Source organism: uncultured Muribaculum sp. (genome assembly GCF_910583865.1).
In the GTDB taxonomy this organism is placed as follows: domain Bacteria; phylum Bacteroidota; class Bacteroidia; order Bacteroidales; family Muribaculaceae; genus Muribaculum.
On record NZ_CAJTYX010000052.1, the window covers coordinates 1 to 14,761 of the forward strand.

Annotated in this window: 10 protein-coding genes; 1 reads left to right on the forward strand and 9 read right to left on the reverse strand. The window is 53.3% G+C overall.

All coding sequences use genetic code 11. From position 1 onward, the window contains the following. Window positions 1–165: 165 nt before the first annotated feature. From QZ303_RS09705 to QZ303_RS09730, 6 genes are all read right to left on the reverse strand, one after another. Window positions 166–870: a Sir2 family NAD-dependent protein deacetylase gene (locus QZ303_RS09705; protein ID WP_295732210.1), complete on the reverse strand. Its 705-nt coding sequence runs from the start codon at window positions 868–870 to the stop codon at window positions 166–168. Window positions 871–967: 97 nt separating this feature from the next. Next, window positions 968–1,537, reverse strand: coding sequence for an FKBP-type peptidyl-prolyl cis-trans isomerase (locus tag QZ303_RS09710; protein WP_295732212.1), 570 nt, complete (start codon window positions 1,535–1,537; stop codon window positions 968–970). A 78-nt stretch (window positions 1,538–1,615) separates the two neighbouring features. Further along, entirely contained in the window at window positions 1,616–2,986 is a 1,371-nt protein-coding gene (gene mgtE / locus QZ303_RS09715) for a magnesium transporter (RefSeq protein WP_295732215.1), read from the reverse strand. Continuing rightward, window positions 2,986–3,813: a 16S rRNA (adenine(1518)-N(6)/adenine(1519)-N(6))-dimethyltransferase RsmA gene (rsmA, locus tag QZ303_RS09720; protein WP_295732218.1), complete on the reverse strand. Its 828-nt coding sequence runs from the start codon at window positions 3,811–3,813 to the stop codon at window positions 2,986–2,988. The genes mgtE and rsmA overlap by 1 nt, the downstream gene beginning before the upstream one ends. A 98-nt stretch (window positions 3,814–3,911) precedes the next feature. Then, window positions 3,912–6,266: a leucine-rich repeat domain-containing protein gene (locus QZ303_RS09725; RefSeq protein ID WP_295732221.1), complete on the reverse strand. Its 2,355-nt coding sequence runs from the start codon at window positions 6,264–6,266 to the stop codon at window positions 3,912–3,914. Between the two features lie 132 nt (window positions 6,267–6,398). Next, window positions 6,399–7,544 carry an acyltransferase gene (locus QZ303_RS09730; RefSeq protein ID WP_295732223.1) on the reverse strand — a complete coding sequence of 382 codons (1,146 nt, stop codon included), beginning with the start codon at window positions 7,542–7,544 and terminating at the stop codon, window positions 6,399–6,401. 305 nt (window positions 7,545–7,849) lie between these two features. Between QZ303_RS09730 and QZ303_RS09735 the strand changes: the two genes are divergently transcribed. Continuing rightward, entirely contained in the window at window positions 7,850–8,416 is a 567-nt protein-coding gene (locus QZ303_RS09735; protein ID WP_295732225.1) for an RNA polymerase sigma-70 factor, read from the forward strand. A 73-nt stretch (window positions 8,417–8,489) separates the two neighbouring features. Here the strand turns inward: QZ303_RS09735 and QZ303_RS09740 are convergent, their stop codons facing one another. From QZ303_RS09740 to QZ303_RS09750, 3 genes are read right to left on the reverse strand one after another with little or no spacing between them, the layout of a single operon-like run. Continuing rightward, window positions 8,490–9,824, reverse strand: coding sequence for a BACON domain-containing carbohydrate-binding protein (locus tag QZ303_RS09740; RefSeq protein ID WP_295732227.1), 1,335 nt, complete (start codon window positions 9,822–9,824; stop codon window positions 8,490–8,492). A 23-nt stretch (window positions 9,825–9,847) separates the two neighbouring features. After that, on the reverse strand, window positions 9,848–11,440 hold the full coding sequence (locus tag QZ303_RS09745; protein WP_295732229.1) for a SusD/RagB family nutrient-binding outer membrane lipoprotein: 1,593 nt from the start codon (window positions 11,438–11,440) through the stop codon (window positions 9,848–9,850). 15 nt (window positions 11,441–11,455) lie between these two features. Next, window positions 11,456–14,713: a SusC/RagA family TonB-linked outer membrane protein gene (locus QZ303_RS09750; protein ID WP_295732231.1), complete on the reverse strand. Its 3,258-nt coding sequence runs from the start codon at window positions 14,711–14,713 to the stop codon at window positions 11,456–11,458. Between the last annotated feature and the right edge of the window lie 48 nt (window positions 14,714–14,761).

A 14,761-nucleotide genomic window follows, 5' to 3' on the forward strand; every position in this document is an offset into this window, starting at 1 on the left:
CCGATTCCATTTGCAGGAGTCGGTCCTATTTTTCAATCGCCCTCTAAAGTTTAGCGGACAGTAATAATTTTTAACCTTGACGTCCAAGCGTGTAAAAACAGTGAAGCACTGGTCCAAGCGCTTCACTGTCATATGACCGACATCGCGGCATGAAGTTTCGATTTGTTAGTCCTTATCAGGAGAGAAATGGGGATTGAGGAGGGTGGAGAGGCGGGCGACGCCCTGGGTGGCGGGGAGGGGGATGACGGTGACGCGGGAGGGGACGGCTGCGGGATGGGGGTCGATGTAGTAGACCGGCACGCCGGGACGCACATAGTGGAGGAGTCCGGCGGCGGGGTAGACGTTGAGCGACGTGCCTATCACGACGAACACGTCGGCTTCGCTGACGAGCTGTATGGCCGGCTCAATGTTGGGCACGGCCTCCTGGAAAAACACTATGTGTGGACGCACGCGGTGGCCGTCGATGACGGTATCGGGCGTGGTGTCGAGAGCCTCCGGACGCAGGGTATAGACCTTCGTGTCATCGTCGATGGCGCGCACCTTCATAAGCTCGCCATGGAGATGTAGCACATGGCTGCTTCCGGCACGCTCGTGGAGGTCGTCGACATTCTGTGTGATTAAATACACGTCATACCACTTCTCGAGGTCGACCAGACCGAGATGACCGGCATTAGGCTGCGCCTTGAGCAGGTCGTGGCGGCGTGCGTTGTAAAACTCGTGGACGAGCGCGGGATTGGCGGCGAAGCCGTCGGCGCTGGCCACCTGCATAACTGGATATTTTTCCCACAAGCCGCCTGCGTCGCGGAAAGTGGAGATGCCGCTTTCAGCGCTCATGCCGGCACCGGTGGAGATGACAAGCTTGGGTTTCATGAGTTTAAGGACATGTAAGGAGATTAGGGAGATTAAGGACAATAAGGGTATGATCTAAACGCCCCCTTATTGCCCTTAATAAACTGTCGGGCCTGAATCAGTGGCAGCCCCCGCAGGAACCATCGTTGCAGCCGCATTCACCGCCCTCGTCGGAACCGCAGCCGGAGCAACCGCCGCAACCATGGGCCGGGTGCAGCTCCTCGGGAGTGGCTTCATGCACTTCGGCAATAGTGCCATGGAAGCGAACGTCTTTCCCGGCCAGGGGATGGTTGAAATCCATCACCACTTCCTTGTCGGTTATTTCAAGCACCTTGCCGTTGATGCGATAGCCTTCGGCGGTCATCATAGGGATATAGTTGCCCACGGTCACATACTCGTCGTCAAACTTGCCGTCAACCTCGAACAGGCTCTTCTCAAGGTGTGCCACCTGCTCCGGATCATGAGGTCCGAAGCCGTCGGCTGCACTGACCTTCACGTCGAATGCGTCACCTTTCTGCAATCCTTCGATGGCCTTTTCAAGAGGGACTATAACGCCTTTTGTCACTCCGAACACAATGCGCTCGGGGCTGTCGGCCTCCACTTTATGCACAAGTTGCTCTCCGTCGGGTTCGACGACATAGAGGTCATAGACCATCTCGACATATTTCCCGGGTTCGATTTTTTCCATATTTAAGTTGTATAGAGTTGATTAATATTGTTCTTTAAAGCCAAGGCATAGTTATAACGCATTCCCTAAAGGATTTGCTCATATATTGGTGCCGAACGTGGCCAGCATGGAGGAGCAAATGAGCATGTAGATGACCATACCTATGATGTCGTTGGTGATGGAGATGAACGGCCCGGTGGCAAGCGCGGGGTCGATCTTGAATTTCTCAAGCGTCAAGGGAACGAACGTGCCGAACACCGAGGCGAACACCACGACGGCGAACAGCGAAAGCGACACTGCTATCGTGGTCACCTGCGTAGGCCCGAGAGCGAACATATTGTAGACAAACACCAGCAACGATATGATGCAGGCGTTGAGCAGGCCCACGCCAAGCTCCTTCATGATCTGTTTTGCCGACGACTTCACGTCGAGCGAGCCGTTGGCGAGGCCCTGCACGATGATGGCAGATGACTGTATGCCCACGTTGCCGCCCGTACCTCCGATAAGCGGGATAAATAGCGCCATCGCCGGATTGACGGAGAACGCGCCCTCGAAATTACCGAGAATCAAAGAGTTGCCTATGCCGCCGAGCATGCCTATGATGAGCCATGGCAGTCGTGCCTTGGTCTGGGCGAACATTGTGTCGTCGCTCTCGACGTCGCCCGACAGACCCGATGCCAGCTGGTAGTCGCGTTCGCTCTGTTCGCGTGCCTCGTCCATAACGTCGTCGACGGTGATCTGCCCCACCAGACGCCCGATAGAGTCGACCACGGGCATTGCCACAAGGTCGTATTTCTCAAAGTCGAGGGTAAGATCGTCGATGGGAGTGTCGGTCTTTACAGCCACCGGGTCGGTCTCCATCACATGTTTGATCTTGCTCACCGACGGATGTGTGAGCATCTTTTTCAGCGGGAGCACTCCGAGCAAACGATAGTCGTTGTCGACAACGTAGACATAGTATATCTCATCGAGGTTCTCAGCCTGCCGGCGCATCTCCTGTATGCACTGCGGCATCGACCAGTTCTCGTTGACCACGATCATCTCGGTGCCCATGAGGCCGCCCGCGGTGTCCTCGTCATATTTCAGAAGGTCTATGATGTCGCCCGCCTGCTCCACGTCGTCAATGTGGGCAAGGATCTCGTCGCGGTCCTCCTCGTCAAGCTCCTGGATTATGTCTACGGCGTCATCGGTGTCGAGGTGGTCGATCACCTGGCGGGCTATGTCCTCGCTGCTCATGGCACTGAGCAGCTTGTGGCGGTCATCCTCGTCGAGTTCCATCAGCACGTCGGCTGCGGTCTCGTCGTCGAGCAGACGGTAGAGGTACTCGGCCTCATCAAGGTCAAGGTCCTGGTAAAGCTCGGCGATGTCGGCGGGGTGCAGGTCGGCGATGGCCTTGCGCGCCTCCACCTCGTCGTGGCGCTCTATGACGGCTTTGAGATTGTCAAGAAACTCCGGAGTATGTTCTTTCATCACTGTTGGATTGACGTTGAAAGATTGGTATCGCCGGCCCTGACGGCGGCTACAAGGTTTGTGAGGGTGATGAAATCGGCCACCGAGAGCTGCTCGGGACGCATCGCCCATAGCGGAGACTCAGGCAGAGAGCCTCCGGGCGGCATGATTCCGCGTATGGAGTTGCGGAGCGTCTTGCGGCGCTGCCCGAAAACGGTCTTTACGATCGTGCGGAACAGACGGGGGTCGCATCCCAGGTCGGTGACATCGTTGCGTGTCATTATTATGACTCCCGACTTGACCTTTGGCGGTGGATTGAACACATGCTCGTCGACCGTGAACAGATACTTCACGTCGTACCATGCCTGGAGAAGCACGCTCAGTATGCCTCGCGCTTTAGTGCCGGGAGGAGCCGCCAGGCGTTCGGCCACCTCGCGCTGCAGCATCCCGCTACAGCATGGTATCATATCCTTGTAGTCGAGCACCTTGAAGAATATCTGCGACGATATGTTGTAAGGATAGTTGCCTATCACACAGAATTCCTTACCGCCCATCGCCTCGGCGAGATCCATCTCAAGGAAATCGCCCTCGATGATGCGCTCGCCCTGCAACGCCGGGAAATTGTCGCGCAGATAAGCTATGCTCTCTCCGTCAATCTCCACCACGGTCACGTCGTGGCCGTCGGCGACAAGATATTTGGTAAGCATCCCCATGCCGGGGCCTACCTCTATCACCGGCATCCCCTTGTAGGACGAGAGTGTGTCGGCTATTCGGCGAGCTATATTCTCGTCGGTAAGGAAATGCTGACCCAAAGCCTTCTTTGGCTTCACTTTGCCATTGGTTGCCATACGCGGTTGTATTGATGTAAGCAAAGGTACAATAAAAATGGCAGTACGCCAAATGAGTGTTCAGCGTACTGCCATATTGCATATGGGCTACTGTAATATTACTTGATTACCTTCTTGGAAGTAGAGACGATGCCACCGGCATGCATGGTCTTGACGATGCATATAGTGCCGGAGGCCGGATTGATTATCTCGCGTCCGTCGAGTCCGAAGTACTTCGTATCTATCACCGGGTCCATCGAATCCTCTATACCGTCAATGCCGGATGTCTTTATCTCGAAAGAACCGGTATGGGCAATGGTCAGCTCACCCGTATCCACATACCCTTTCAGCTCATAAGTGTATGTGCCATCGGCGAGGTCCTTGAACTCCCGGCTGTGTGCGATGCCGTCCGCCTGCTCGCCGGTCAGTTCGATGTCCGACACTGTGGCAGTACCGTCGGTGAGCTTCACAGTGTAGCGGGATGGAGCTGCGAGATTGTCGTCGGAATATGCTTCCCATTTCAGAGTTGCTGAACTGCCGTCAACATTAACGACAGGAGCTCCGGGGAGCACATCCTCAAATGTAGCGCCGGTATACAGGGCGCCCCATGCCTGGGCATATGCCTCAGACGAACCTTTAGGCACCTTGATGACCATCGACGCGGTGGAAGGGTTTTCACCGGAAATGGCCGGAGGGGTGACAGCAAAGCTGTAGATGGTGCCAAGAGCGGAGCAATACAGTCCAAGAGGGCTGAATGTCGTAAGCGAGGATGGGAGGCTTACCCATTGCAGGGAACCGCACATCGTCATCACCGAGTATGTCTGGTTTTCTTCGACACCTATATTTGTAATCGTGGCCGGGAAAATCATGGACTTCACCCCTATGGCGCTGAAAGCATTGCTCCCGATAAATATATCGGTATTAGGCAGCTTGACCGATGCGACATTAGAGGCGTACATGAACGCGCTGGCTCCTATCGAAGTCAATGACTGCGGAAAATCAAGAGCGGTGAGGCCGGCGCAATTATAGAATGCCGAGGTGCCGATTTCCTGCAATTTCGGGGAGAACGTAATCGCAGTGATATTGTCGTTGCCCATGAACGACCATCCATTGATTTCCGTGACGGATTCGGGCATGACATATTCTCCACTCTTTGCTCCCGGATAGGCCACCAGACGAGTAACGGTCTTGTCGAACAAAACGCCGTCGACAGAGGCAAATGTAGCGTTGTCAGCAGAAACATTAATCCCACTCAGATCGGAACACCCAACCACAATAGCATCACCGATTTCAGTTACAGAGGCCGGTATCTCAAGATTCTTGAGACCGGAATTGCGGAATGCATTTTCAGAGATGGTGGTCACACTTGAAGGTATGTTGATGGCTGCCAGCGACGTACAGCTGTTGAACACCCCATGGCTTATGGTCGTGATGCCTTCGGGGAGTGTTATCGATGACAGGCTCGTGCATTCCTGGAAAGCCATATCATCAATCTGCGACACCGTGGAAGGAATCGTAATCTCTTTGAGTCCGGTGCACTGGTAGAATGTAGCCTTTCCTATGGTGGTTACCGATTCGGGCCATTTTACCGACTCAAGTCCCGCGCATCCGTAGAACGCATAAGCCGAAATCTCCTTGATAGTGGCAGGAATATCAACCTGTTTCAGCGACTTGCAATTATAAAGGGCATTGTCTCCGAGTTTCGTCAGCGATGCCGGCAGATTGATGGATGCCAAAGCATTGCACTCATAGAAAGCGCTCTCGCCGATTTCCTCGATACCTTCAGCCATTTCTACCGACACAAGATTGGAGCAATGGCTGAAAGCCGCCCCACCGATTACTTTCAGATTGGACGGAACTCTCAGAGATTTTACCCCGCAGTAAGCGAATGCATTCCCCTCCACAGTCGTTATACCACTGTTGAAGTTGATTTCGGAAAGCTGAGAACAACTTGAGAAGGCATTATTCTTCAGAGTCTGCATATTGGCCGGGAGAGTAAGGGTGGTGAGACTCGACAACGTGCCGAAACCAAAACTGCCAATCTCGATAAGATTGTCTGGAAGAACAAGTTCCTTGATGGAAGTACATTTGGAGAAACCGCTGTCCTGCACTTTTGTGAGCGTCGATGGCAGATTGAGGGTGACTATGCCGCTGCAACGGTAGAAAGCCCACTTGCCGATGTTTTCAACACCGTCATCAAATGACACGTCTGTCAGCGACGTGCAGTCCTGAAATGCCTGTTGTGCCACGGCCTTCACCGCATATGTGGCATCATCGACCGTGACCGAGCCGGGTACAGCCAAGCTCGTAAGAGACTTATAGTCGGCGTGGCGTGCCACAGTAGCAGTCATAGCTGTCGGGTCAAGATCGTAGTAAAGATCTCCCACCTTTACAGCTTCGGCCCACAACGAACACACCGACATGAAAGTGGCGCAGGCAAAAGCCACACCACGCAGCATAAATGATTTATTCATACGTAGGATTACAATGTGAGAATGAAGATTGTTTGATAGATTGTTATTTGAAAAATCGTGGAGTGCAAAATTAACTTTTATCAACATACCCTGCAAATTCCCAGCGAAATATCATCACAAGAACGCGCATCATCACATGGGTTGAGGCTCCGGCTTGCGCCCTTTGAGTTTCTTGGCATCGCGCCTGACGCCGGCAGTGAATATGCTGAATGGCAGGAGCGACAGCAGTTTAGTGCTCAGGAAGCTGCAAATGAAGGTAGAGCAGGCGATGACCGGAATCGCAATGCCGGTAGGAAGCTCCAGACGATCTTTAAACACGCTGACACACAACCCGAGCCAAAGGATATGCACGAGATACATGCCGTAGCTCAAATCAGACAGTTCGAACACCCATTTAGGCGCTGCGGACTTGTCGATGCACGTAAACAGCAGGAAAGCCCCGGTAGTGAGAAGAACGCAATTGATCGTACAGAAAGACCACCCGATTTCCAGAACCGGCGTAGAATGAATCTCACCCGGAACGGCCTGGAGATAGAACGACAGTATCGTCCATGCAGCCCCCACAGCCAGTGACAATGCCCCGGTAACCATCCTCTTTGAGCGCGACCAGTCGAGATGCACGCGTATGTAATGCGCAAGGACCATATAGCCCAAATACCCCGAAAAATACCACAGCATATGGAAATCGTTCCAGAAACACTGCCCCCATATCTCACCGAAGAAACGTTCGAGATACGGCATGCATGACGAAATGAGGAACAAGCCTATGAACAGACGTTCCTCCGACGGTTTAACCTTTGCAAGCCATGGAGATATCATAGGAATGAACAGATATAGGCTTATCAAAGGATACATGAACCACAGGTGTCCTGCTAAGGTAGGGAAGTTCAACGGGATACGCATCAGGTCACTGGCCGATGTCTCCATGTCGATCTGATTCCACACTGCAGGCACCGTCGAATATACCACCATGAAAAACAGGAATGCCGGGATGATTCTCGCCGCTCTGCGTTTATAGAAATCCACCGCCGACATCCCCTCCTTCATCGGGACGAGCAGAAAGGCCGACACGATTATGAACAACGGCACAGACATACGAGAGAAGCCGTCATAAAGCGACACCCACAAACGATCCGACTCGCTCGCCAAAAATGACTGAGGACCGGCCATATCGGTAGAACCGGGCGCTCCATAGAAATTTTCACTTGCATGGACGAGCATCACCAAAAAGCAGGCGAATACCCTTACATAATCGAGAAAAACAATCCGTTTACCCATAAAAATCAAATAAGATTGGTTCAAAACATAAGCTGTTGCCATAAATATAGCGTTACTTTTGCAAGTACCTGCCAAAAAAGGTTTATGAAGTCCATGAATGCCAACAAAATTACCGCCTGACTCCACGATTGACAAAGTTACGTAAAAGAATCAGCAATTCATAAATTTCCATTAAATATGCATTAACTGTCAATTTCTGAAAAATCTCGAAAATCTCGTTTTTTTGCTTGTCGGACACGGTTTATTTACCTATCTTTGAGATGGAAATCTCCTGACGGGAGATTTCCATCATAATCGGTTCTGAGATGCAGACAAAATCCAATGACCCCTCCGACGAGCAACTGCTTGAACGAGTGCATGCCGGCGATTCCGGTGCGCTCGGGCTGCTGTACGTGCGCTACTCCCCGAGGGTCTGCGATTTCGCGTTGCAGTTTTCAGGCGACGAAAAGGAGGCGGAGGACATCACCCACAACGTGTTCTGCCGACTATGGGAGCGGCGCGAGCTGATTGTCGACATCGAGTCGCTCAAAGCCTATCTGTTCAAGATGACCCGCAACGAGATCCTGACTCTGTTCCGTCACCGCCGGGTAGAGCGCAACTACCTTAAACTCCGCATGGAAGAAGAACCCCCGGAGGATGCCGACGCCACGGCCCATGTCACCACCAAAGAGCTCGTCGACATGATTGATCTCGCCATAGAGCGCATGCCCGAACTGCGCCGCCGCATCTTCCTGATGAGCCGCTACGACGAGATGACCTATGCCGAGATAGCCGCACGCCTCGACATAAGCCCGCGCACCGTCCAGTACCACATAGGCAAAGCCCTCGCCGACCTGCGCAAGCTGTTAAACATATTGATGATGTTCGTATAGGCGCCGGGTATGGGTACAAGTACGGCGGTATGTCGGATTGATGACATACCGCCGTGACTTATGGCAATGAAGTTCAGTTTTCTACCACCTTGAAGTTGTCAAGGAAAAGTCGTGAGTTTTTCGAATTAGTATTCTTATACTTGTTATCGATATCGCCCGTGCCGGTCACGTACACCACACGTGATTGCGGGGTAAAACCCTCGACGATGATTGAAAACCTGGATGTCTCATAGTTCCATATCTCGGTTGCCGTGGGATCTATCGTCGGATCGAGCCAAGCCTTGTCGCCAAGTTCGAATCGCGCGGCGTTCAGTGTCACTGTCTCGCCGTCCTCTCCCTTATATTGGAATGAAGCGCCCGTGGCTCCGTTGTTGCTTGTGCCGGTAATCGTGCCATCGCCGAGTATGCCCACGAAATAGTAGTCGATGTCATCGCGTACTCCTTTTGCGGTGGTGTATCCCAATGCGCACCATGATACAGTGACGTTGGCGGCTCCCTCAAGTTCGGTGATGCGAGGTGATGCGAGGTCACCCCCGTAGCCTCCCTTTCCAAACTTCAGGAATCCAGTACGCGAATATATCCATGTCGATTGTGAACTCCATCCATGCTCTTTCTCTTCATCTGTCCATGTGTCGATGCGTTGCTCCTTGCCTCCGGTGGCGATTTTCCATCCTAAGATTCCGGCATTGCTCTTCACCCAGCTGAAATTGTCGAAGAACGTCGCATAGAGTTGTGTGAGTGTCACGGTATGGGTTATATCCGTGTCGGAGCCGGTGCTGCGTATGGACAGCGTGGCCGATATGTCGGAGCCGCTTTCGTTTATGCCGGTTGCCTTTACCGTGATTGCCGAATGTCCGTCGGACTCTGCGGTAAAGCTTGCCGCATCAACCCCTTCGATTTGGTATTCCCAGTCGATGTTGGCATTGATGTCGAGCCTGATTTCTCCTCCCGTACGCTTGAATATCAAGGCCTTGGAACTGATATTGAGGAACGGTTTCGCGGCTTTCTGCACCACCGTGATCATGTCGGGCTGTGGCACTCCGTTGACCGTCACCCTGAATTGGGCGGTACGAGTGGCAGCACGGGTGTTTTCATCGGCATAGAGGCGGATATATCCGTCCTCTTCACCCTCCATGGGATACATCCTGATCCAATCGCAATTCTCGGAAGCAGACTCTATGGTCCATCGACCGTTACTGCGGATGATGATTTTCTTCCCTTTCCCGAACGAGCTGCGATCAATGCCTACGCTGGGTATCTGGTAACCGTCGGCCATTTCCAGGTTATAATATAGCTCGTCGGTCGGCACAGTGTCGTCGTCATCCTTGCATGACGACAGCAGCAGGCTTGCGAACGTCAGCGCGGTGACAGCCGCTGCCATGTATGTGAATGGTTTCCTTTTAGTCATTGTATTGATGTGTGATATTGTGGTTAATTGGTGGCATTGGCGGGACGGATTTCACGGAATGTGCCGTGGATGGCCTTGTAGCTCCACCATACCGGAGTAAGCATGTCGTTTTCGCCGCCCATGTTTTCAAGTGCGGCTTTTACATTGTCGGGATTTGACCCTACGGAGGTGGACGGATAGCCCAGGCGCTGCGGCAGATGCCAGCCGTTGTAGAATGCCCCTTCGCCTATCGTGAGTTCCGGCCAGGAGGTGCGTCGCAGTTCATGGAAAGCTTCCATGCCTACCCAGAATAGCGACAGAAACTTCTGTTCGGCTATGAGTCTCTCCTTGTCGGCGTTGTTGTCCCATCCGGCAAGTTTTCCTTGGAGAAGTTTGTCTATCGCATCGTCATCGATCGGAGCCTTTATTTTAGAAAATTGTTCAAGTTCGGCCCATTTCTGGCAGGATGCCCTTACGGCTTGTTCGTAGTAGGAGCGTGCCTTGGTGTCGCCCCCTGCTATCCATCCTTTCAATGCCGCTTCGGCCTGGATGAACAGCACCTCGCTATAGTCCATCAGGAAGTCGGGTGCCTCGTCTCGCACGAGCACCTCGTAGTTGAGCAGTGCGCAGCCTTGTGTGTCGATCTGGGCATCGGAAGGCTCGCATCCCGAGGTGGTTCCTTTCCAGTCGTCGCCGTTGGCATATTTTGCCGCCCATGTGGTAAGACGCGGATCCTGCTCGGAGGAGCTGCCATCAGCTATAACGGTCATTTTAAGGAATTGCTTCGTAATCTTGTAGGCTCCCGATGTGAAATTGGTCTTGGTGATGTCGATCGGGCGGAATCGACCGTAGTAGGGATCCTTGCCCGTGTTGCGTATGGTGGCGTTATCGGCATTGGAAACCATAACCGGATATTTTGACGGATCAGCCAGAATGTCGGCTATCTTATTGCCGGCATTCATCTCGCTGCGCCCGCTCACGCGGCACAGCAGTCGCAGATATAGCGAATTGTTGAATTTTCGCCACATCTGCATGTCGCCTCCGTACATTATGTCGATGGTCGGACGCGAGAAGTCGGGCTTCGACGCATAGAGGTCGTTTGCGGCTTCGAGTTCGGCAAACATCTGTTCATAGACATGCTTCTGCGAGTCGAACTTCGGACGGTCGATTCCTTGGGACTGCATGTAGGCCTCGCTGTAAGGGATGTCGCCGTAGAGGTCGGTAAGATTGCTGAGCGCATACACCTTGAGCGTAAGGGCCACCGCCTGACACCCTTTCTCGCCGAACTTAACGCCAAGATCGTACATATGCTTGGCGTTAAGCCCTTTGCCGGCATAATTGTTCCATACCGATCCCCATTGCGCTTCTGTGATCTTGTAGCGATGACGCTCCTGGGCAGTAAGCGCCGTAGCGGCGGTGAATTGTACCAGCTCGTCGTTCCAGTAGTAGGAATAATAAGTCTGGTTGTTGGCCATGCCGTAGAGTAGGGGTTCGAACATGCCGTAAGGCTGTAGGTCGCCGACTGTCATCTTATTGGGGTCGGTGTTGATTTCCACGAAATCGTGGGTACATCCGGCGATGACGACCGAGGCCATCGGTATCATAGCCAGTCGCGATATGGTTGATAGGATTTTCATTTAGGTTGGGTCGGGTTAGAAGGAAAGTTTGATGTTGAATCCGTAGGTGCGGGTCATCGGCAACGCGCCGATTTCGATGCCGCTGTATATGTTGGTGCCTACAATCGTGCCCGCTTCCGGATCGAATTGGGGGAAGTCGCTTATGCAGAACACGTTGGTGGCATACGCGCCTATGGCTGCTCCTTGCACGACTTTAAGTTTCCGGCATATCTTCCTGGGGAGCGTGTAGTCGAGCCTCATCTCTTTCAATTTTAGGAAGTCGGTCTTGAACACGTTTTCCTCGGCGTTGTCGCGGGCGAGATATGTCGTGTAGTATTTGTTGATCTGTTCGGTGGGAGTGGTGTTGAGCTTGTAGACGGTGTTGCCGTTTGCATCGGTGGTCGCGTTCACACCGTTCACCACTAGGCCGTCGTTACGTCCCGGAAGCGAGTTTTCGAGTTTTCCCTGGTAGGCGAGTATGGCATTCGTGTATGAATACGTATGGCCTCCCATCTGTGCCGTGAAGTTCAGCCCGAGTGTTAAGTCGCGGTAGCGAAGCGTGGTGCTGAGGCCTCCGCGCCAGGTGGGGTTTACTTTGCCCAGTCGGATGTTATCTGTGGTAAGTACCGGATATCCAGTGCTTTCGGTGATGATCTTCATCCCCGCGCAGCTCACGGTATTGCCGTTGGCATCGATGTATGTGGCTCCTTCGGGAGCGCGTTCATATCCGCGACCGTAGATTATGTTCATCTCCTCGCCGAGATAGGAAAGTATGCGTCCGTAGTTGCCCATGAGGTTTTTGGTCTGTTCGTAGGGGGTGCGCGCATCCCAACCGTTCTCGAGTGAGATGAGCTTGTTCCAGTTGCGGCTCCAGTTCACGTCGATGCTCCATGTGAAGTCGCGTGTGCGCACGGGCACCGCATGCAGGGCGATCTCGATGCCACGGTTGCGTATCTCGCCGCAGTTCATCTTCTTGCCCGAAGCGCCTGTCATGAGGTCGGTCACCGCGTTGACGATCTGGTTGGTGGTCGATGAGTTGTAGAAGGCCACGTCAAATCCCAGACGGTTCATGAAGAACATGGTCTCGATGCCTGCCTCCCAGCTCTCGACATTTTCGGGCTTGATGTAGTAGTTGGCGCAGTTGGTCGGGTAGGTATATCCTCCGGGATATGTCGAGGATGCCGAGTAGGAATCGGTGAGCTGGTAAGGCGACGTGTCGTTGCCCACGTTGGCCCAGGAGGCGCGCACTTTGACCATGTTGATCTGCGCTAATGCCTCATCGATGCCAAGAGCTTTGTCTAGAAGTATGCTCGCGCTCACGCTCGGGTAAAAGAAAGACCAGTTGCCTCGGCCGAGTGTCGATGACCAGTCGTTGCGTGCTGTGAGGTCGAGGAAATAAGTGTCGTCCCAGGAGGTCGAGATAAATCCGTAGAAGCTGTTGACGACTTTCTTGCTGCGCCATTGATATGGCTTGGGAGTCTCGCCGGTGGGCGTGTTGGTGGAGTTGTAGACTCCCGGCTCGCCGAGCTTGTCGAGCGTGATCTGCGAGCGGAACACGCTCCGGCTCATGTTGTTGCCTCCGAAAGCCGCATTGAATCCCAACCGCTTGCCCACAATCTTGTTGTTTACGTATTTCAGGAGGAAGTCGATATTGGTCTCGGAGTCGCGGTTGTTCTGCTCACGGTAGAATCCCGATTTGTAGCCGGGAGAGTAGAACGGCTTTTTCTGTTGACGGAAATCGACCGATATGTCGGTGCCGCCGCGCAAATCGAGCGAGAGGCCTTTTACGGGGAAGGATATCGATAGCGTCATGGTGCCATACACGCGGTCCTTGTTGATAGAGTTGGTTGCCTCGTAGAGCTGATGGTAGGGGTTGCCTGGCTGGGAGTTGCCGAGCGAGTTGACCATGCCTTCACCGTCCACGCAGTTGCCGGCATAGTTTGCCGCGTTGACGCGTCCGCTGAAGTATTCATCCTTGTAGAGGCGCATGGAGTTGGAATTGAGTCCCCACATGATGTAATAGGTAGGTGCCGAGGAGGAGTAGCCGGTAATGGGGGTATTGTCGCTGCTTTTGTGCAGATAGTTGACTTTAGCGTTGAACTTTATCCATTTGTTCATTTTGGTGGCGAACGATGCCGACACGGTCTGGTTCTGATAGCCGGTATTGGGCATGATCCATGAGTTGTGGGTATCTGTGATCGAAAGGCGCGCGGAAGTGCCTTTTCCGTTGTTGGAGCTGAGGGTCACATTGTTTTTGTAGGTGGTGCCGGTTTCGTATATGCCGCTGTACCAGTCCTCGGCATATTCAAATGGCGTAAGTGTGTACTCCCCCGTAAGCCAGTTGTAGGAATTGAATTGATTGCGCAGCTTGTCGGAGCTGAAGGCCTCGCCGTAGGCGTAGCGCGATGCGTTTCTTCCACCCTCGAAGCCGTCGGGGGCTGTTGTGTTCTTGAAATTCCAGGCTGCAAACTCGTTATATCCGTTGTCGTTGCCAGGGCCGTAGACTTTCTGGAATTTTGGAAATCGCATGGCTTTCTCGAAAGTCACCGACGAGTTGATGGTCACGCCTAAACCTTTGGTGTCGCGTCCGCTCTTTGTGGTAATGACGATGGCGCCATTGGCGGCGCGAGAGCCGTAGAGGGCTGTAGCAGCCGGTCCTTTCAGCACCGACACCGACTCCACATCCTCTGGATTTATCTCGGAGGCCCCGTTGCCGAAGTCGATGGTGGCATCGGTATTGCTGAGTCCTCCGCTCCCGGTGCCCGCGTCGCCCGATGATACCGGCACTCCATCCACTACGAACAGAGCCTCGTTGGAGCCGTAGTTGAGCGATTGGTCGCCGCGTAGCACCACACGCATGGAGCCGGTCGGGCCTGACGCGCCACCGGTGGTGCTCAGACCTGCCACCTTGCCGTTGAGGTTGTTGAGCCAGTTGCCGCTGACACTGCCGTTCAGTTCCTCGGTGCTTACTTTTGACACGGCATATCCGAGCGATTTCTGTTCACGCGTTATACCGAGAGCCGTCACAACCACTTCATCAAGATTTACTCCAGAGCCTTTCAGTATGATTTTCAGAGGCTCGCCGGGTGTCGCTTTTATCTCGGTGGGAGAGTAGCCGATATAGCTTATCTTGAGTATGGGTTTTCTGCCGGAGACATTTAGTGAAAAATGTCCGTCCATATCGGTCACCACGCCGTTATTGGTGTTCCTCTCCATGACGGTAGCCCCTATTACCGGCTCGCCGTTCTCATCGTAAACGGTTCCCGTGACGGTATTTTTTGAATTGCCTTTTATTACTGTCCGCTAAACCATAAATCAGAGAGTCCAACATCTTGAAAGGCA